The following is an 18,431-nucleotide window of genomic DNA, read 5'->3' as shown; positions in this document are numbered from 1 at the left end:
TGCGGACCGACGATGTGGCCCGACCACACCACCTTAGGCGTGGATCAGGCGTCGACGGTCGTGCGGTACCCGGCCGGGTTGGTGGTCTGCCAGTTCCAGTAGTCGCGGCAGGCGTCGTCGATGCCCAGCCGCGTCCGCCACCCCAGGACCTCGCCGGCCTTCGTGGGGTCGCAGTAGGTGGCGGCGACGTCGCCGGGGCGACGGTCGAGGATCTTCTTGGGCAGCTCGTGACCGACGGCCTTCTCGAACGAGGCGATCAACTCGAGCACGCTCACGGGGCGGCCGGTGCCGAGGTTGAACACGGCGTGACCCGGCTGCGCCTGCTCGAGGGCCGCGACGTGCCCCTCGGCCAGATCGACGACGTGGATGTAGTCGCGCAGCCCCGTGCCGTCGGGGGTGTCGTAGTCCGAGCCGAAGACGCCGATCTCGTCGAGCGAACCGATCGCGACGCGCGAGACGTACGGCATGAGGTTGTTCGGGATGCCGGCGGGGTCTTCGCCGATCAGTCCCGACGGGTGGGCGCCGACCGGGTTGAAGTAGCGCAGCACCGTCACGTTGAGCTCGGGGTTCACGCGAGCGACGTCGGCGAGCACGACCTCGTTCATGCGCTTCGACTTGCTGTAGGCGTTGGAGAGGTCGACGCTCGTCGTCGACTCCTCCGTGAAGGGCAGATCGGCCGGGTCGGAGTACACCGTGCCGGTGCTCGAGAAGACGAAGCTCCGGATGCCGCGGGCGATGCCCACCCGCAGCAGCGCGAACGTCGTGTCGAGGTTGTTGGAGTAGTACTCGAGGGGCTTCTGCGTCGACTCCCCCACCGCCTTGAACGCGGCGAGGTGGATGACCGCGTCGATCGGACCGTGCTCGTCGAAAGCCGAAGCGACGACCGCTTCGTCGGCCGCGTCGCCGACGATCAGCGGCGCGGGCTTGCCGGTGATCTTCTCCACCCGCTCCGCGGCGACGGCGTGCGTCCCCGAGAGGTCGTCGAGCAGGACCACGTCGTGACCGGCTTCGAGCAGGGCGACGGCCGTGTGGGTTCCGATGTAACCGGCACCGCCGGCCAGGAGTACGCGCATGCTCCCAGGCTATCGGTCGTCGCCGACACCCACCGCCGGGGTCGGGCGCTCAGCGGCCGTCGAGTCGCCCGCCCGACTCGCGCAGGTAGCAGGCGGCGCACATCGACTCGTACGTGACCTCGCCCGCGATCTGGCCCTCGTCGATCGCGACCTGGTCGCCGTCGAAGACGAACCGGCCGCCGACCAGGCGCGCGTTGAAGATCGCCTTGCGACCGCAGCGGCAGATGGTCTTGAGCTCTTCCAGGCTGTGGGCGAGTTCCAGCAGTCGTGCCGATCCCGGGAAGGCCTCGGTGCGGAAGTCGGTGCGGATGCCGTACGCCAGCACGGGGATGCCGTCGAGCACCGCGATGCGCAGCAGGTCGTCGACCTGGGCCGGCGTGAAGAACTGCGCCTCGTCGACGAGCAGACACGCGACCGGCGCGTGTCCCGCCGCGGTGTGGAACACCTCGCGCAGGTCGTCGGTCGGAGCGACGAGGAAGTCGACGGGGCGCTTCACGCCCAGGCGACTGTCGATCTGGTCGGCGCCCTTGGTGTCGATCTCGGGCTTGGCCAGCAGCACGCGCTGGCCGCGCTCCTCGTAGTTGTACGCCGCCTGCAGCAGGGCCGTCGACTTGCCCGAGTTCATCGCCCCGTAGCGGAAGTACAGCTTCGCCACGAGCGCGTCAGGGGTTGATCGCGAGGGCGTGAGCCGTGGCATCCAGCTCTCGACGGGCGACGTCGGGCTGGGTGTTCAGCGACTCGCCGTAGCTGGGGATGAGCTCGCGCAGGCGCGGCTCCCACTCGCCCATACGCTCGGGGAAGCACGTCTTGATCAGGCCGAGCATGATCGAGACCGCCGTCGACGCTCCCGGCGAGGCACCGAGGAGCCCGGCGATGGAGTGGTCGGCCGAAGTGACGACCTCGGTGCCGAACTGCAGGACCCCGCCCTTGGCCTTGTCGCGTTTCATCACCTGCGCGCGCTGACCGGCGTCGAGCAGCTCCCAGTCGTCGTCCTTCGCGGTGGGCATGAACTCGCGGAGGCTGTCGACCTTCTTCGCGTGGGTCTTCAGCAGTTCGCTGACCAGGTACTTGATGAGGCCGGGGTTGTCGACGGCGACCTTCAGCATCGGGAAGATGTTGTGCGGGCGCACCTGGGTGACGATGTCGAGCATCGAGCCGTTCTTGAGGAACTTCGGGCTGAAGGTCGCGAACGGTCCGAACAGCAGAGCCGACTCGCCATCGACGACGCGCGTGTCGAGGTGCGGCACCGACATGGGGGGCGCGCCCACCGAGGCCTGCGAGTAGACCTTGGCGCGGTGCTTCGCGACGATGTCGGGGTTCGACGTCTTCAGCCACTGCCCGCCGATCGGGAAGACGCCATAGCCCTTGATCTCGGGGATACCCGAGCGCTGCAGCAGCTTCAGCGCCCATCCGCCCGCACCGACGAACACGAACTTCGCGTTGATGGACCCGGGGGTGCCCCCGATGACGTGGCGGTACGACACCTCCCAGGTGCCGTCCTTCTTCTTCTTGAGCTTTTTGACGTCGTGGTTGGTGGCCACCTCGACGCCCTTCTCGCTGAGGTTCGCGAAGAGCTGGCGCGTGAGCGAGCCGAAGTCGACGTCGGTGCCGGCGGGAACGCGAGTGGCCGCGAAGGGCTCGCCCTTGCGGCGCTTCTGCATGAGCAGCGGAGCCCACTGGTTGATGACGCGGGAGTCCTCGCTGTACTCGATGCCCGCGAACAGCGGCTGCTCCTTGAGCACCTCGTAGCGCCGACGCAGGTACGCCACGTCCTTCTCGCCGCGCACGAACGTCATGTGCGGGGTCGCGTTGATGAACGTCGACGGCTCGTCGAGCACGCCCTCGGCCACCAGCGTCGACCACAGCTGGCGGCTCTGCTGAAACTGCTCGTTGATCGCGACGGCCTTCGACGGGTCGAGCGCGCCGTCCTTGGTGTCGGGCATGTAGTTGAGCTCGCACAGCGCCGCGTGGCCGGTACCGGCGTTGTTCCAGGCATTGGAGCTCTCCTGCGCCACGTCGCTGAGGCGCTCCAGCACCGCGATCTTCAGATCGGGCTGGAGGTCTTTGAGCAGCGTGCCGAGAGTGGCGGACATGATGCCGCCACCGATGAGGAGAACATCGACGTTTTCAGTCACCCGTCGATTCTAGGTGCGGGCCGTGAGGTGTCTCGACATCGAGAGAACCGTCGGTTCGATGTCGAGACACCTCGCACCCGGCATCCGGATGCCGGAGCCTCAGGCGGTCGCGAGACGCTTCTGCGCGACGAGCTCGGCGATCTGCACCGCGTTCAGCGCCGCACCCTTGCGCAGGTTGTCGTTGCTGATGAACAGCACGAGGCCCTTGCCCTCGGGAGCCGACTGATCGGCACGGATGCGGCCGACGTAGCTGGGGTCGGTGCCGGCGGCCAGGAGCGGCGTGGGCACCTCTTCGAGCGCCACGCCGGGGGCGTCGGCGAGCAGCTCGCGCGCGCGCTCGGGCGAGAGGTCGCGGGCGAACTCGGCGTTGACGCTGAGCGAGTGCCCGGTGAACACAGGGACCCGCACGCAGGTGCCCGCGACGCGGAGGTCGGGCAGCTCGAGGATCTTGCGGCTCTCGTTGCGCAGCTTCTTCTCTTCGTCGGTCTCGTTCTGGCCGTCGTTGACGAGGTTTCCGGCGAAGGGGATGACGTCGAAGGCGATCGGGGCGACGTACTTCTCGGGCTCGGGGAAGTCGAGGGCCGAACCGTCGCGCACGAGTCGCTCGACCTCGCCCTGAGCGAGCACGCCCTCGACCTGACCGAGCAGCTCCTGCGCGCCGGCGAGACCGGAGCCCGACACGGCCTGATAGGTGCTGACGATCAGGCGCTCGAGGCCGGCCTCGGCGTCGAGGACCTTGAGGACCGGCATCGCGGCCATGGTCGTGCAGTTGGGGTTGGCGACGATGCCCTTGACGGCCTGGTCGATCGCGTGCGGGTTGACCTCGCTCACCACGAGGGGCACCTCGGGGTCCATGCGCCACGCGCTGGAGTTGTCGATGACCAGGGCGCCCGCCTCGGCGAAGCGAGGGGCGTGAGCGCGGCTGCCCGTGGCGCCGGCCGAGAACAGCGCGACCTCGACCCCGGCGGGGTCGGCCGTCGCGACGTCCTCGACGACGACCGCGTGGCCGCCGAAGTCGACGGAGGTGCCGGCCGAGCGCGCCGTGGCGAACAGGCGCAGCTCGCGAATCGGGAACGAGCGCTCGGCGAGGATCTCGAGCATGACGGTGCCGACCTGGCCGGTGGCGCCGACGACGGCGAGGGAGATTCCGGAATCGGAGATGCGGGTCATGCGGGGTCCTCGGATGTTTCGGGTGGTGGATGCCGTGAATGCGGCGTTCGGGTCAGGGTAGCGCGCCCTCCCGGTCAGCGACGATCGGGAGGACACAACGCAGGAGAACTGTCGCTCCTGCGCGGCAAGTCGGCGGGATTCCGGTGGTGTCGCACCCGCAGCGTCCCGAACTCCTGCGTTGCGTCCGGAGACGGTCGGGCCTGTCGACCCGATGGCGGGTCGGCGGCCCGTCGTGTCCCGAGAAGGTCCGGCCTGTCGACCCGGCGCGGGCCGGCGGGGCGGGTGCCCCCGCGGGGGCGCGGGTCAGCGACCGGTGCCGGCGTGCACCGTCGCCTCGGCGTCGCCATCGAGGCCGTACGCCGTGTGCACGAGGCGCGCAGCCTCGGCGAGGTCGACACCGCGGACGACGACCGAGATGCGGATCTCGGAGGTCGAGATCATCTCGATGTTCACGCCCGCCAGGCTCAGCGCCTCGAAGAGGGTCGCCGAGACGCCCGAGTGGGTGCGCATGCCCGCTCCCACGACGGAGAGCTTGCCGATCTGATCGTCGTGCACGAGGCTCTCGAAGCCGACCTCGGCCTGCTCACCCGCGAGCGCCTTGAGGGCCGTGGTGGCGTCGGTCTTGGGCAGGGTGAACGAGATGTCGGTGCGACCGGTGGCCGCCGCCGAGACGTTCTGCACGATCATGTCGACGTTGGCGCCGGACTTCGCGACGATCTTGAAGATGTCGGCGGCCTTGCCGGGGACGTCGGGCACACCGATGACGGTGATCTTGGCCTGGCTGAGGTCGGTGGCGACGCCGGCGACGATGGGCTCTTCCATGGCTTCTCTTTCGGGGACGAGTGCGGAGGTCTTCGAGGCATCGAGCACCCAGGTGCCCTCACCCGAGCTGAACGTGGAACGGGCGTGGATGAGGACCCCGTGACGACGCGCGTACTCGACCGCGCGGATGTAGAGGACCTTCGCGCCGTTCGCGGCGAGCTCGAGCATCTCCTCGCTGCCGACGCGGTCGAGCTTGCGTGCGAGCGGCACGACGCGCGGGTCGGCGGTGAAGATACCGTCGACGTCGCTGTAGATCTCGCAGACGTCGGCGTTCAGGGCCGCGGCGAGCGCTACGGCGGTGGTGTCCGAGCCGCCGCGACCGAGGGTCGTGATGTCGCGGGTGTCGCGGTTGAAGCCCTGGAAACCGGCGACGATCACGATCGCCCCCTCGTCAAGCGCCTCGCGAAGACGCACGGGCGTGACATCGACGATGCGGGCGGCGCCGTGCGTGGCATCCGTGATCATTCCCGCCTGGCTACCCGTGAAGGACCGGGCCTCGAACCCCATCGAGTGGATCGCCATGGCTAGCAGGGCCATCGAGATACGCTCCCCGCTGGACAGCAGCATGTCGAGCTCACGCGGAGCGGGGATGGGGGCGACCTGACCGGCGAGATCGAGCAGTTCGTCGGTCGTGTCGCCCATGGCGCTGACCGCGACGACGACCTCGTGGCCCGCGCGGCGGGTGTCGACGATGCGCTTGGCCACCCGCTTGATGCTCTCGGCGTCGGCGACGGAGGAACCGCCGTACTTCTGGACGATCAGAGCCATGAGGAGAACTCCCGGAGGGGTCGTGCGTCGGGGTGTCACGACGCCGGCGCTCGTGCCGCGCCGAGGATCATCCTAGAGGCGGGTGCATACCGTCTTCGTCATGCGGTGGCACCCGGCGAAACCGCAGGGCCCGTCGATAGGATCGAACGCCCCTCTCCCCCGCTCCTCTGGAGGCCCGCGGTTGTCCCCCACCCCGCGCCGACTGCTGTCGTCCCTGCGCCGGCTCGTCCACGTCGACGAGGCCTCGTCGCCCGACACGACGATGATCCCGGTCCTCGACGAGGCGCTCTCGACGCGCATCCTCGACCTCGCCATCCGCATCGGAGAGACCATGCTCGTCGTCGGTGCTCCCGCCAACGAGGTGACCCTCACGATCGTGCGGGTGTGCGCGGCCTACGGGCTCGATCCGGTGCACGTCGACGTCACCTACAACTCGATCACGATCGCCCACAGCCGCCCGGGCGCCAGCCACCCCACCACTCTGCTGCGCGTCGTGCGGGGCTCTGTCCCCGACCACGCGAAGCTGCAGCGCCTTCAGGCCCTCGTGCAGGAGATCGCCGGCGGCCTCGGCCTCGACGATGCGGTCTCACGCTGCCGGGCCATCCGTCGACTGCCCTTCCGCTATCGCCCCGCGATCGTCATCGCCTCGCAGGCCTCGCTCGCCGCGGGCGTGGCCATCATGTTCGGGGCGAACTGGCTCGCCCTGGTGCTGTCGTTCATCGCCGCCGCCCTCGCCGCGACGACCCAGCACGTGATGGCGCGGGCGCGCGTGCCCTACTTCTTCGCCCAGATCGCCGGCGGTTTCGTCCTCACCGTGTTCGCGGCGCTGTCCCCCCTCTTGCGCTACACCGGTCTCGACGCGGCCGCGGCGATCAGACCGTCGGTGATCGTGGCATCCGGGATCGTGTTGATGCTCGCGGGTCTGACCGTGGTGGGCGCGGCTCAGGATGCCATCGACGGCTTCGCCCTGACCGCGACCGGACGCATCCTCGAGCTGACCACGCAGACCCTCGGTGTCGTGCTGGGCATCCTCGCGGGGCTCGAGACGGTGCGCGTGCTCGGCATGGGGATGTCGCCGCCATCGACCGCGTTGCCGCTCGGGCCGGTGAGCGTGCAGTTCGTGGGTGCCGCGATCATCGCCATCGCCGTCGCCGTGTACAACGGGGCCGGGGCGCGCATCGTCGTGGTCAGCGCGGCGTTGAGCCTCGTGGCCTGGGCGGGCTATGTCGCGGCGACCGGGGTCGGCTTCGAGGTCGCGGCCGCGAGCGGGGTGGGTGCGTTCATCGGCAGCTTCGCGGGCATCGTCGTCGCCTATCGGTTGCACGTGCCCTCGGTCGCGATCACCACCGCGGCGATCCTGCCCCTCGTTCCCGGTGCGGCCGTGTTCCGCGGTCTGCTCGGGATCGTGGAGTCGGGCGACGACCCCGCCGTGCTCATGACCGGGGTCACCACGCTCGCCGGTGCGGCGACCATCGGCATCGCCCTGGCGGTGGGTGCGTCGCTCGGCATCTACCTCGGTCAGCCCGTGCGGGCGACGCTGTCGAGCGTCACGCGGGTGCGGGCGCGCGTGCGGCGATAGGGCGAGAGCGGCCGGGATGCCACGGCCCCCGCGTGGCGCGGGCACCGGGGCGTGGCATCCGGGGTTCTCAGGGACAGGAGCCGGGTTCGCTCCCCGTCGCGGTCTCGGCCGCGGGCAGGTCGACGTCGATGTCGATATGGAACGTCTGGTCGGTGACGCCGACGTCGCGCACCCGGAGGAAACGGGGCAGCGCCTCGGCAAGACACACGGGGGCGGGTTGCAGGGCGGCGAGATCGACACCCGTCTTCGCACCCATCTCCGCGGCGGACATCGTTTCGCCACCCGCCGTGACCGAGGTGATCCCCATGCTGAACCGCCCCTTGTCGAAGTGCGGCGTCATCGCGAGGCTCGCCGATTCAGGAGTCGCGCCGCCCGGCACGGACATTCCGAAGACCATGTCACCGTCGGAGAAATCGATGCGCATCGCACCCTGCGCCTCGGGAGGGACCACGAGCGCTGTCGCCTGCGCGGCGGAGAGCGTCAACGCCCCGGAGAGGTGGTCGACCGTCCACGTGCCGTCGGCGTCCTCGAAACCTTCGAGAGTCATCGTGAAGTCGGAGTTGGCCGGCCCGACGGCGAAGCTGCGGACCGTGAGTCCGACACTGTCGAAGCGTCCGGCGAGTTCCTGAAGGAGCACGGAACCGGGGATGTCAACCTCGATGCGTTGACTCTCGGGAAGGGCGAACATGGTCCTCGCCTCGGCGACGATGGCCCGCTCTTGCTCGGCACGAACGAGCCCCTCCGCCGTCGCGAAGGCGGTCGTCGCCAGGACGACGAGGACGACGGCGAGAACCGCCACACGAAGCCCCAGACCGGGACGAGCCTGCTCGGAAGCCTCCGGCGTCCGCGTGGGAGGCAACACCTCGGTCCGCTCATCGAAAAGGGTCATGCGCCACGTCCTATCCGAAGCGTCCGTTGACGTAGTCGTAGGTGCGCGGATCGATCGGCGAGTCGAACATCGCCGCGGTGTCGCCGTGCTCCACGATGTGACCGGGCTGGCCCTGCGACGCGAGGAAGAAGGCGCACTGCTGCGAGACGCGCTGCGCCTGCTGCATGTTGTGCGTGACGATGACGATCGTCAGCTCCTTCTGCAGCTCGCCCATGGTCTCCTCGATCACGCGGGTCGAGGTGGGGTCGAGCGCCGAGCACGGCTCGTCCATGAGCAGGATCTTGGGGCGGATCGCGAGTGACCGAGCGATGCACAGACGCTGCTGCTGACCGCCCGAGAGTCCCCCACCCGGGGCGCGCAGGCGGTCTTTGACCTCTTTCCACAGCCCCGCGCTCTGCAGCGATGTCTCGACGAGGTGGTCCTTCTCGTCTCGCCCGGCGCGACGACCTGTGAGCTTCAGCCCCGCGATGACGTTGTCGTAGATGGACATCGCCGGGAAGGGGTTCGGCTTCTGGAAGACCATGCCGATGTGCTTACGCGCGTCGATCAGCCGGTGACCGGGGTCGTAGATGTCGTCGCCGTCCAACAGCACCTCGCCGGCGAGGGCGGCCGAGGGCACCAGCTCGTGCATGCGGTTGAGGATGCGCAGGAACGTCGACTTTCCGCAGCCCGAGGGACCGATGAGCGCGGTCACCTGCCCTGCGGGCATCGTGAGGGACACGTCGAGGAGCACCTGGTGATCGCCGAACCACGCCGAGATCGAACGCGCGTCGAGCTCCGACAGAGCGGGCCGGCCCGCCTCCTCGGGGACCGGACGCTCCGCCTCGGCGAGGCGGTCCGAGGTCGCCGCCGCGCCGCCGAGAAGCGAGACGGCGGAGGCTCGGACCGACGCGGACGACACGGTGTGTCCCGCCGACGTGCTCGGAGCCGCTCCCACGGGGGCGGCAACGGGCGACATCGGCGGGGCGAACGAGGGGTACGCACCGGCGGCCGGCGAGATCACGTCGGTGACTTCGTCGGCGCCCGCGGCGACCGATCGACCGAACAGACGCGTCGTGCGTCGTGCGCGGCGGGCCTGCGAGGCGACCGAACCCTCGAGCGGAAGGACGACCGTGGTCGGCACCGCCCCCATGGTCGTCTGCGTGAGCAGGTCGAGCTCGTCCGCCGAGACCACGTCGGTCATGAACGGATCCGGCGTGTGGTGCTCGCGGCTCAGCACGTCTGTGCGGAAGGCGTCTTCGGCGCCGTCCGCGGCATCCGACGCGGAGGACGAGGGATCGCCTTCGGGACCGCGCTGGTCACGAGGCTCGGGATCGATGATGGGGCACATTCGGGTACTCCGGTCAGAGGAGGTTGGGAAGAAGACGGATGAGCTGGTCCGAGACGAAGACGCTCGCCAGCAGAAGGACGGGGGTGAAAACGACCCACGTCTTCTGCCAGCCCACACGCCGATACGCCCACACGGCGAGCAATTCGGCCACGACGAGGAACTGCAGCGCGAAGACCAGCGCCCACACCGTCGTCATGTCCGTCGCCATCGGCTTCGCCTGCGGCACGAGAGCCATCGACGTGGTCTGACGAGCGCCCGTGGGCTGCGCATCGCCGGTACTCCTGGCATCCACGTACGCGACGCCCGTCGGCAGGTAGGGCGCACCACGGGCGGCCATGAGGATGAGCCGGCTCTCGCCCCTCACGGGGGCGGGCGGGGTCGGATCCCCGGCGTATCGGACGCCGAGGACTTCGAACGTCTGCTCGCCCTGACCCGTACGGACCGTGAACGTCTCGCCCGGCTGCAGGGTCTGCAGGCGCGCGAAAGGGCCGCCGAACGCGGCGGTGCGCCCCATGATCACGCTGACGCCCGCCTGCCCGGGCAGCACCGTGTCGCGACGATGACCGGGCCCCTGTTTCAGGATGCCGGATGTCGTGCCTTCGGACACGACTTCGTCGACGCCGAGCTGCGGGATCGACAGCAGCGCCACGGGCGCGCCGTCGACGAGCAGGTGATCCTCGAAGTCGCCCTCGCTGACGGGAGCGGTGCCCTCCGCCAGCTGAGCGCGATACGTGTCCCGCAACTGCTGCTGCGAGGCGAAGTGGCTCACATGGCTGACCACGAGGAGGTTGATCAGGAAGACCAGGACGAGAACCGCGATCGAAGCCAGCGTCCCACGGACGAAGACCTGAACCGGAGACAACGGCGCGTACTCCGGTCGCCGACGCGGTGGACGGCGCGGCGGACGCGGGGGTGCCGGCTGAAACACGGGAGAGCCGCCCCCGTCCGTCGTGCGTCGTTCCTCGAAGAGGGTCATGACACGGCCGCCGCGGGGACCGGCGGAAGAGCCGCGCGGACGACCCGCACGATCGCGAGGGCCAGGGCGATCGCGACCGCAACGAGCACGATCAACCACGGGAACACCAGCACGAGCGCATCGCGCGTGACCGAGGTCGCGGCTGCTGCGTCCACGGTCTCGGGCGGAGTGAAGGTGACGTGGGCCGACACGAGCGTCCACTGTCCCGCCCCGCTCAGGGTCGCCGCGACGACCCGCGTCTCTCCCGGCTGAAGAGCGGTGATGGGAACGCCGTCGCGGGCATCGAGACGGTTGGAGAAGACCGTGCCCTCCATCCAGAAATCGGCCGTGGCATCGACCGGCTTCGTCGACGAGTTGCGCACCGTGAACCACATGTCCACCGTGCCGTCCGCGGGATTGACGGCCGGCATCCCGTTGCCGTTCAGCCCACCGACGAAGAGCCCGCCGCCGACGCTCACCTCGTTCGCCGGGGTGGTCTGTCCGGCCGGCGTCGTCCCCGGATCCGAGGAAGTTCCCGCGCCCGTCGACCCGCCCACGCCGGTGGAGCCCCCCGCGCCGCGCGAGCCGCCCGTCGACGAGCCACCCGTCGACGATCCGCCGGACGACGTGCCCGTGGCGGGGCCGGAACCGGTCGTCGATGAGGAGGAGGGCGAAGGCGAGGGCGTCGATCCGTCGGTGATGCTGACGGTCAGCGGGGTACCCGAATCGGCGTCGGACGCCAAAGCGGGAACGGCGAGACCGACTGCCGCGACGGCCGCGAGCGCCAGAGAGACGACGAGTCGCCGCGACGCGCGTCGACGGGGCGTCACGGGGCGCCCACGCGCAGGTCTGCTGCGCTGTTCGCGTCGGACGCGGTGGCGTGCTCCATGTAATCGACCCACTGCTGCGCGAGCGCTTCGTCACGCCGGCGATGCCACCGCAAGAGCACGAAGACGATCGCGGCGAGCGCGAGAAGGATCAGAAGCGTCCACGGCGGAGCGAACGTGACCGCGTCGCGCGAGACCGGCGTGACAGAGAGCTGCTGCGTCATGTCCGGGGAATCGACGAACGGGCTCAGCACCGTTCGCGCGTCGAGGTAGAACCACTGCCCGACACCGCCGATGGTCGTCTCGTAGGTCGAGGTGTTGCCGGGGAGCAGAACGGGGATGCTGCCACCGTGGAGGCCGGTGGCGAAAATGCCGAACCACGTGCTCACACCGTTCGTGAGGTTGGCAGCCAACGCGACGTTGCCCGTGTTCGTGACGGTGTACCGCGCCTTCACCGCCCCGCCCACGGGATTCCACCAGTCGCCCTCGTGGGTCGCGTCGTAGCTGGTGATCGTGAGCTGCGGCTGAAGTTCCCCCGACACGCGCGCGAAGATCGACGTCGCCACGCGGCGGTCGACGTTGACCTGCTGCCCGTCTTCGACGACGGATGCCACGAGACCGCCGACGTGATCGCCGGGCGTCCCATCTGCGGGCACCGCGATGGTGAACGTGAGAAGACGCACTTCGTCGGGCGCGAGCGAGAACCGGACCCGGTCGCTGCCGTCATCGAAACGCAGCCAGGCGCCGACCGAGGTGGGCGCATCAGCGGAGGCGAGCAGCGAAAAGCTGCCGTCTTCGCCGTTGAAGGCGTCGGTTGCGAAGACGGTGAAGTCCTGCCGTTCCGTGCCCGTGTTGCCGACGAGCACGCGATCGGTGATGCTCTGGCCCGGGTCGGCGGTGAAGGTGAACCGGGAGCGGCCGTCGGGGCGGCCGTCCTCACCGGCGGGACGTGTCGCGACACCGACGGTGGCGGCGGACGTGGCGTCGCCCTCGGCGGCCGTCGCGGGCGCCGAGGGGACCAGGAAGGCGATCGTCGCCGCAGCGACGAGAAGAGCGGCGCCCAGAGCCGGGAAGCGGCGCCGCGAGGTCGTGGAGAGCACGGTATATCTCCGCAGATGGGGGCGACGTAGGCATGTCGCGGGGGTGAACGAGGCCTGATGGGGAACGAGCCGAGACATGTCACGGCGCGGGCGCCGACGCACCGTGCGGGGAGACCGGTGACGGCCTCCCCGCACGGCGTGCAGCGGGTCTATCCGAGATCAGCTCACTTGGAGGTGAGCGTCAGCGTCAGCGTCGAGGTGTAGTCACCGGTCTGGGCGTCCTTGGGAGCCTTGAAGGTGAGATCGGCGTCGAACAGCGCACCGGAGGTGAGCGTGGAGACCGCCGAGCTGGATGCGATCTTCGAGCCCGTGGTGCCGAGGGTCACGCCCGAGACGAGCGACGTACCGGCGTAGGCCTTGGGAGCCAGCGTGAGAGCGGTAGCCGGGATCTCGTCGCCCGAGGAGTTCTTGAAGGAGCTCCACGCGGCGTCGAGGTTCCAGCCCTTCAGGACGTTGCGGTCGTCGACCACGGTGACCTTACCGAGGGAGGCCTGGGCGGTCTTGTCGCGCGCGACGCTGCTGAAGTCGACCTTCGTGGCCTCGGCATTGAGCGACCACAGGTCGCTCGCGGTCACGGCGGCGGTCACGTCGACCGTGTCGGTGGTGGTGTCACCCGAGGCCGAGACCTTGGTGATCGTGTCCCACGCGAGGACCGCGAACGTCGCGTCACCGGGGGCGGTGAGCGCGATGGTGTGCTCACCGGCGGCCAGCGACGAGATGTCGACGGTCGCATTGCCGTTGGCGTCGGTCGTGACCTGGCCGAGGTTGGTCGGGGCGGACCATGCCCAGGCGACGAGCGTCTTGTTCGCGTTGGCGGAACCGGCGGGAACCGTGACCGTCTTCGCACCCTTGGCGGGGTCGGCGATGTCGACCTTGTTCGTGGCCGAACCCTCGGGCTTGGTCGGAGCGGTCGGAGCGGGAGCCGCCACCGTGCCCGAGAAGGCCTTCTCGTTCGAACCCGCGCTGTTGGTCGCGACGATCGTGACGCTGTACGCCCCCGCGGTCGTGGGCGTGCCCGAGACGACGCCGCTGGAGGCGTCGAGCGCGAGGCCGGCGGGCAGCGCGCCACCCGACTTGACCGACCAGGTGAGGGGTGCGGTGCCGTCGGCGGTGAGCGTCTGCGAGAACGCCGTACCCACCGTTGCGGCGTTGAACGATGCCGTGGTGATGGAGGGGGCGGTGGCGGCCGCGGCGGGCGTGGCGAAGGTCCACGTGGCCAGTTCGGGCTTGGCGTTGGCCGTGACCGAGATATAGATGAAGTCCGTCTCGAGGACCTGGTTGCCGTTGAAGAAGGCGATACCCAGCGAGTAGTCGCCGCCCGTGTTGGCGACGGCGCCGCTGCCCGAGGGAGAGCCCGTTCCGGTGCTGGTGTTGGCGCTCGGCATCAGGTTGGGCAGCTGGATGCCGCTCGGGGTGAGGCCGAGAGGACCGTACGCGTTCCAGGCCGCCACGTTGGCCTCCTGGCCGCGGGGCGAGATGAACGTACGGACGCTCCCGCTGTTCGCGGGGACGGTGAAGAAGCTGTTGTAGTCCTCGTCACTCGGGTCGGGCGAGCCCAGGACCGAGTCGTTCCAGCCGAGGACCTTGCCAGCGGGGATCTGCGTACCGTCGAGGTCCGAGATCAGGTAGACCGGGTGAGCGGAGCCCACGGTCGGGACGACCGCCGCCGACGCCGCAGCGGCGGGGACGATCGAGAGCGCAGCGGCGGTCACGACGGCGCCGAGGCCGAGGATTCCGCGCTTCGCGAGGGTGATCTTCATGAGGAGTGTTCTCTTTCTCGTGGGTGAGGATCAGTTGTTGCGGGTGAGGACGGTGCCGGTGGGAGCCGAGAAGCCGAACTTGGCCTTGACGGCCTTCGTCGTCGTCGGCGAGCCCGAGCCACCCCAGTAGGTGAGGCTCGTGGTGGACGAGGTGTTGACCAGGGCGGCGACGCCCGAGTCGAACGCCGCGTTGTCGGGCGTGATCTTGGCCGTGGGGACCACGATGTAGACCGTGCGGCCCCAGTCGGCGCTGTTGTAGTAGCTGGTGCTGGGGGTGAGGTTGGGCGCAGTGCCCGTGAAGGCGGCCACACCGGCGATTGCGCCCACCGAGACACCCGAGAACGTGTTGATGCGCGAGGCGCCGTTCGACTGACCGATGTAGTTGGCGACCGAGAGCGGGATGATCTGGATCTCGTTGCTGGCGGGCGTCAGCACACGACCGTCGTTCTCGGGGATCGAGTTGCTGCGCGTGTCGACGGCGGAACCCAGCGTGGTGGTGCTGAGGCCGATCTTGCCGAGGAAGGTGGTCCACGTGCCGGAGCTGGACTGCAGACCCAGCGGCTTCAGGGTGTAGCCGGTGCCGGCGAGGACCGCGCTCGCGGACGAGCTCGAGGTCGCCGAGTAGATACTGCTCAGCTGGTCCTTCGAGAGGTCGTTGATCGCGTCGGTCGCCGCGGTCGCGTTGGCGCTGCCGGTCGCAGCACCGACCTTGAACGCGTAGCCGATGGCATCCTGACCGAAGGGCACGTAGGTCAGCAGGGTTCCGGTGGTGCCGCCCACCGAGGAGCTGCGGGCGAAGTCGACCTGGTCCTTGACGTTGACGTTGTTGAAGGTGAACGCGGTGCCGCTCGCGCCGCCGACCGACGCGATGAGGGCGTTGCGGCCCGCGCCGGAGCCGTTCGGACGGTCGAAGACGGGGCCGAAGGCCTTCGTCTGGATGCTGCCGACGCCTCCGGCGACGCCCAGCGTGAAGGCATCCCACGACGCCAGCGACTTGCCGTTGCCTGACACCTTCACCGAGGGGCCGGTGATGTTGGTCCCGTTGGCGAGGGCGCTGACGGCGTCCTGCAGGGTGTCGGAGCCGACGATCGAGTAACCGTCGGAGATCGGGTCGGCGTTGGCCGCCGACGCCATGCCAGCGCCGGCAAGGGCGACGCCAACGGCCGCGCCGAACGCGACGATTCGCTTGAGCTTCATTTCTTCCTGTTCTTTTCGGGTGCAGAGGATGGGTTACTGCGAAGAAGCCGGCAGGCGCGGGCCTCAGGTGACCCGTCTTCTCAGACGGGTGATCAGGGGCACCCCGGCCGCGCTCGCCAGTCCGGCGAGCACGCTCAGGGGCAGAGCGGCACCGAGCGCGCCGCCGTCGGGGTCGTCCGGGGTCTTCGCCCCGGCGAGCGCCCCGCTGGACGCACCGGATGCCGCCGTCGTCGCGGAGTCCGTCGACGAGGGCGCGGCCCCGCCCGCCGCGGCGGCGCTCGCAGCGCTCGACGACGCCGCTCCCGTGGTCACCGCCGTCTGCTGCGAGGGGATGTACGCGCCGGACGTCGACGACGACTCCCCGGTCGACGAGGGCCGAGGGCCGTTCTGCATCACGTCCGCGGCATCCCGCGCCTGCTCAATCCAGGCCGCGGGCAACGCGACGTAACCGTCGGGAAGCTCTCCGGCCGCCGTCCCGGGGGTCTGCGCCTGGGTGCCCACGGCGAAGCGGACGAGGTCCGCGTACGCCGCGCGCAGCGAGGGATCGGTGGCCGTCGGATTGGTGGCCGCATAGACGGGCATCGTGAGCGGGTAGGCGTCACGGGAACCCGCGGCCACCGACGACTTCGGGTCGAAGGCGACGACTCGATCCCCCGCGCCCGCCGGCGTCATCACATCGGCCGCCGCTCGCATCGAGGCGCTCGTGGGAGCGGCGAATCCGCCGGAGGGATTACGCAGGGATGCCGTGACCACCTGGAACCGCGCGGCGGCGGCCGCACTGGTGAGCCCGAGGAGGCGCTGGCTTCCGGGCAGCATGCGCGGGTTCTTGCCGTACTTCGGCGGGACGGTGTTCGGATCCCATTGCCCCGGTCCCTGGCCGTCTCCGCGGAGCGTCAGATACGCGATCGCGGAGAGGTCGTTGGCGTAGGGGCGCCAGGTCACGAGGTTGATGGGGGCCTGATTCTTCGGCACCACCTCGACGGGGTCGGCCTTCGGGAAGTCGTCCCGATCGAGCGAGAACGCCACCTTGCTGGGATTGATGTCGGCGTTCGTGGAGTACCACGGGTTGACGACCATGCCCCACGGGTCCGGCTTGCTGGCGAGGAAGTCCATCGCATCCTGGTCGGAGGAGATGTACTTCCACACCGCGCGAGCGGCATCCGACCGCCCCTGCGGAACGATGACGTCGGCGATCGCGGCGCCCTGGAGGTCCTGGGCCCTCCACTCGGGATCGTTGACCGCGAGGAAGTCCTCATCGCGAGTGATGTTGTACTCGTTCGTCCCCGTCAGATATCCCTGGTCGGCCCCGGTGGGAATCGACGAACGGTAGGAGTAGCTGAGGAGCTTCGCCAGCAGACGCGGGGTGAGGTTCACGCCGCGGAACGGCGTGCGCGCCTTGTCCTTCCACTCCTGGGGGACGGTCTTGTCGTTGGGGTTCGGAAGCCTGTCGATCGCCAGCGAGATGGCCACGCCGCTCAAGGCCACGGGGGCGTACGTCAGCGGGTCCTTGCCCTCGGTCGTGAGTGCGTAGCTCGTCAGGGCGAGGGGCGCCTGCGCGTTCTTGGCGGCAGAGAGCAGGGCGTCCGACTCGGCGCTCGTGATGAGCGAGTAGACCGAACCGTTCTTCCGGTTGCAGACCGCGGGCTGCCACGAAGCGACCGCGAGCGCCGCGAGCTCGCTGCCCGCGACCTGCCGCTCGGCCTGTCCGATCGGGCAGCCGGCGCCGACGGGTGCGAAGTCGAGCTTCACCGAGAGTGCGTGCTGCCACGAGTCGGCGAAGAGGCCCGACTGGGTGATGTTCGTCGACCCGTTGTCCGAGGTCCCGCGCGGGAGGACGACGAGCCAGCACGACGCTCCGACGGTGACGCCGGACGTCGTCACCGGGTTTCCGCATCCGAGTCCGTTCGACTGGACGGCCGTCTGCACCTCGAAGGTGACGGAGCCCTTCCCGTCGTCTCCCGAACCGACCCACGGAATCTCGTTGGTGGTGTACGAGGTGAAGAACTGGTTGCCGTTGACATCGACGGCGGAGTTGATCGTCTTGCCGCCGGTCTTCGGGTCGCGCGTGATCGAGTCGACCCGGGTCCCGTCGCGAGCGATGAACGGGATCGACGTGTAGGGCGGGTAGATGATCGAGCCGGGGGCGGTGAATTCCACATCGGCCGCGGGCACCTCGTCCATCGAGGAATAGTTGCGGTACGCGTCGCGGGTCGCCCCGACGCTCCCCGCCCCTCCGTACTGACACGTCGTGCGATCGGGACGCTGGGCGTTCTGCGGATCGTCGCCCCAGCACATGAACACCTGGAGGAAGTTCTCGCCGCCGTTGCCCCCCGCCGACGGCGCCGTCGATTTCTTGCCGCCGGTCCAGTCGAGACGGATGCCCTGAGCGACCAGGCCCCGGGTCTGCGAGACGGAGACGGAGAGGTCGGGCAGGGGGGCCGTGTCGAGCTGAGGGTCCTGCTGCTTCGCCGTGATCGTCACGGCGGAGGAGGTCGCGGCGGTGGCGGACTGGCCGCCCGAGACGACGCCTCCCGAGACCAGCGCGAAGACGGAGACGCCCGCCACCAGACCCGCCGCGAGCGGGCCGAGCGCCCGACGCACGCCTCGACCGGACTGGCCCGCGCGTCTCGGACGGCACGTCCGTGACCGGGTCGTCGAGGCGTCGGCGTCGCTGCGCTCGCGGGGGTCAGACACAGGTGAATTCCTTAAATTCTGCGGGTGACTTTCCACCCGCGATGAGCTAAAAGCGCGGAGGTGACGGTGGCATGAACGCGCCCGCAACGAGGTACCGATGCGGTGGGCTCGAGACGCGAACGCTTCCGCCGA

Annotated in this window: 14 protein-coding genes; 1 reads left to right on the top strand and 13 read right to left on the bottom strand. The window is 69.5% G+C overall.

Features of this window, described 5'->3' with window-relative positions; translation table 11 throughout:
• Positions 1–44: 44 nt before the first annotated feature.
• From galE to F9B98_RS14255, 5 genes are all read right to left on the bottom strand, one after another.
• A complete protein-coding gene (galE, locus tag F9B98_RS14275; RefSeq protein WP_150958606.1) occupies positions 45–1,073 on the bottom strand; it encodes a UDP-glucose 4-epimerase GalE in 1,029 nt (342 codons plus the stop codon).
• 49 nt (positions 1,074–1,122) lie between these two features.
• Positions 1,123–1,728 carry a thymidine kinase gene (locus F9B98_RS14270; RefSeq protein WP_150958604.1) on the bottom strand — a complete coding sequence of 202 codons (606 nt, stop codon included), beginning with the start codon at positions 1,726–1,728 and terminating at the stop codon, positions 1,123–1,125.
• A gap of 7 nt (positions 1,729–1,735) precedes the next feature.
• Positions 1,736–3,208 (bottom strand): malate:quinone oxidoreductase, encoded by a 1,473-nt coding sequence (locus F9B98_RS14265; RefSeq protein ID WP_150958602.1) that lies wholly within the window; start codon positions 3,206–3,208, stop codon positions 1,736–1,738.
• 99 nt (positions 3,209–3,307) lie between these two features.
• On the bottom strand, positions 3,308–4,378 hold the full coding sequence (locus F9B98_RS14260) for an aspartate-semialdehyde dehydrogenase (protein ID WP_150958600.1): 1,071 nt from the start codon (positions 4,376–4,378) through the stop codon (positions 3,308–3,310).
• Positions 4,379–4,681: 303 nt separating this feature from the next.
• A complete protein-coding gene (locus tag F9B98_RS14255) occupies positions 4,682–5,968 on the bottom strand; it encodes an aspartate kinase (RefSeq protein WP_150958598.1) in 1,287 nt (428 codons plus the stop codon).
• Between the two features lie 181 nt (positions 5,969–6,149).
• Here F9B98_RS14255 and F9B98_RS14250 point away from each other — a divergent pair, with 181 nt between their 5' ends.
• Complete coding sequence (locus F9B98_RS14250) at positions 6,150–7,547, top strand: threonine/serine ThrE exporter family protein (RefSeq protein WP_150958596.1); 1,398 nt, start codon at positions 6,150–6,152, stop codon at positions 7,545–7,547.
• A gap of 67 nt (positions 7,548–7,614) precedes the next feature.
• Here F9B98_RS14250 and F9B98_RS14245 read toward each other — a convergent pair whose 3' ends face one another.
• The 8 genes from F9B98_RS14245 to F9B98_RS14210 form a co-directional block, all read right to left on the bottom strand.
• Positions 7,615–8,436 carry a hypothetical protein gene (locus tag F9B98_RS14245; protein ID WP_150958591.1) on the bottom strand — a complete coding sequence of 274 codons (822 nt, stop codon included), beginning with the start codon at positions 8,434–8,436 and terminating at the stop codon, positions 7,615–7,617.
• 10 nt (positions 8,437–8,446) lie between these two features.
• Positions 8,447–9,220, bottom strand: coding sequence for a phosphate ABC transporter ATP-binding protein (locus tag F9B98_RS14240; protein ID WP_225310381.1), 774 nt, complete (start codon positions 9,218–9,220; stop codon positions 8,447–8,449).
• A 559-nt stretch (positions 9,221–9,779) separates the two neighbouring features.
• On the bottom strand, positions 9,780–10,628 hold the full coding sequence (locus F9B98_RS14235; protein WP_225310360.1) for a sortase domain-bontaining protein: 849 nt from the start codon (positions 10,626–10,628) through the stop codon (positions 9,780–9,782).
• Between the two features lie 110 nt (positions 10,629–10,738).
• The gene (locus F9B98_RS14230) at positions 10,739–11,551 is read right to left on the bottom strand and encodes a hypothetical protein (RefSeq protein WP_150958588.1); all 813 of its coding nucleotides are present in this window, start codon (positions 11,549–11,551) and stop codon (positions 10,739–10,741) included.
• Positions 11,548–12,648 (bottom strand): hypothetical protein, encoded by a 1,101-nt coding sequence (locus F9B98_RS14225; RefSeq protein ID WP_150958587.1) that lies wholly within the window; start codon positions 12,646–12,648, stop codon positions 11,548–11,550. Before F9B98_RS14225 ends, F9B98_RS14230 begins: the two co-directional genes overlap by 4 nt.
• Before the next feature lie 164 nt (positions 12,649–12,812).
• Positions 12,813–14,408 carry an Ig domain-containing protein gene (locus F9B98_RS14220; RefSeq protein ID WP_150958586.1) on the bottom strand — a complete coding sequence of 532 codons (1,596 nt, stop codon included), beginning with the start codon at positions 14,406–14,408 and terminating at the stop codon, positions 12,813–12,815.
• 30 nt (positions 14,409–14,438) lie between these two features.
• Entirely contained in the window at positions 14,439–15,605 is a 1,167-nt protein-coding gene (locus tag F9B98_RS14215) for a hypothetical protein (protein ID WP_074695699.1), read from the bottom strand.
• 63 nt (positions 15,606–15,668) lie between these two features.
• Positions 15,669–18,299 carry a hypothetical protein gene (locus tag F9B98_RS14210; RefSeq protein WP_150958579.1) on the bottom strand — a complete coding sequence of 877 codons (2,631 nt, stop codon included), beginning with the start codon at positions 18,297–18,299 and terminating at the stop codon, positions 15,669–15,671.
• Between the last annotated feature and the right edge of the window lie 132 nt (positions 18,300–18,431).

The sequence above is a fragment of the Microbacterium testaceum StLB037 genome, assembly GCF_008763945.1.
In the GTDB taxonomy this organism is placed as follows: domain Bacteria; phylum Actinomycetota; class Actinomycetes; order Actinomycetales; family Microbacteriaceae; genus Microbacterium; species Microbacterium testaceum_G.
The sequence above is the reverse complement of the archived record's forward strand: the minus strand, read 5'-3'. Positions and strand labels throughout refer to the sequence as shown.

Excerpts from the sequence above, each read along its gene's own strand:
- F9B98_RS14260 (WP_150958600.1), bottom strand. The coding sequence starts at position 4,378 with ATGACCCGCATCTCCGATTCCGGAATCTCCCTCGCCGTCGTCGGCGCC.
- F9B98_RS14215 (WP_074695699.1), bottom strand. The coding sequence starts at position 15,605 with ATGAAGCTCAAGCGAATCGTCGCGTTCGGCGCGGCCGTTGGCGTCGCC.
- F9B98_RS14255 (WP_150958598.1), bottom strand. The coding sequence starts at position 5,968 with ATGGCTCTGATCGTCCAGAAGTACGGCGGTTCCTCCGTCGCCGACGCC.
- galE (WP_150958606.1), bottom strand. The coding sequence starts at position 1,073 with ATGCGCGTACTCCTGGCCGGCGGTGCCGGTTACATCGGAACCCACACG.
- F9B98_RS14245 (WP_150958591.1), bottom strand. The coding sequence starts at position 8,436 with ATGACCCTTTTCGATGAGCGGACCGAGGTGTTGCCTCCCACGCGGACG.
- F9B98_RS14220 (WP_150958586.1), bottom strand. The coding sequence starts at position 14,408 with ATGAAGATCACCCTCGCGAAGCGCGGAATCCTCGGCCTCGGCGCCGTC.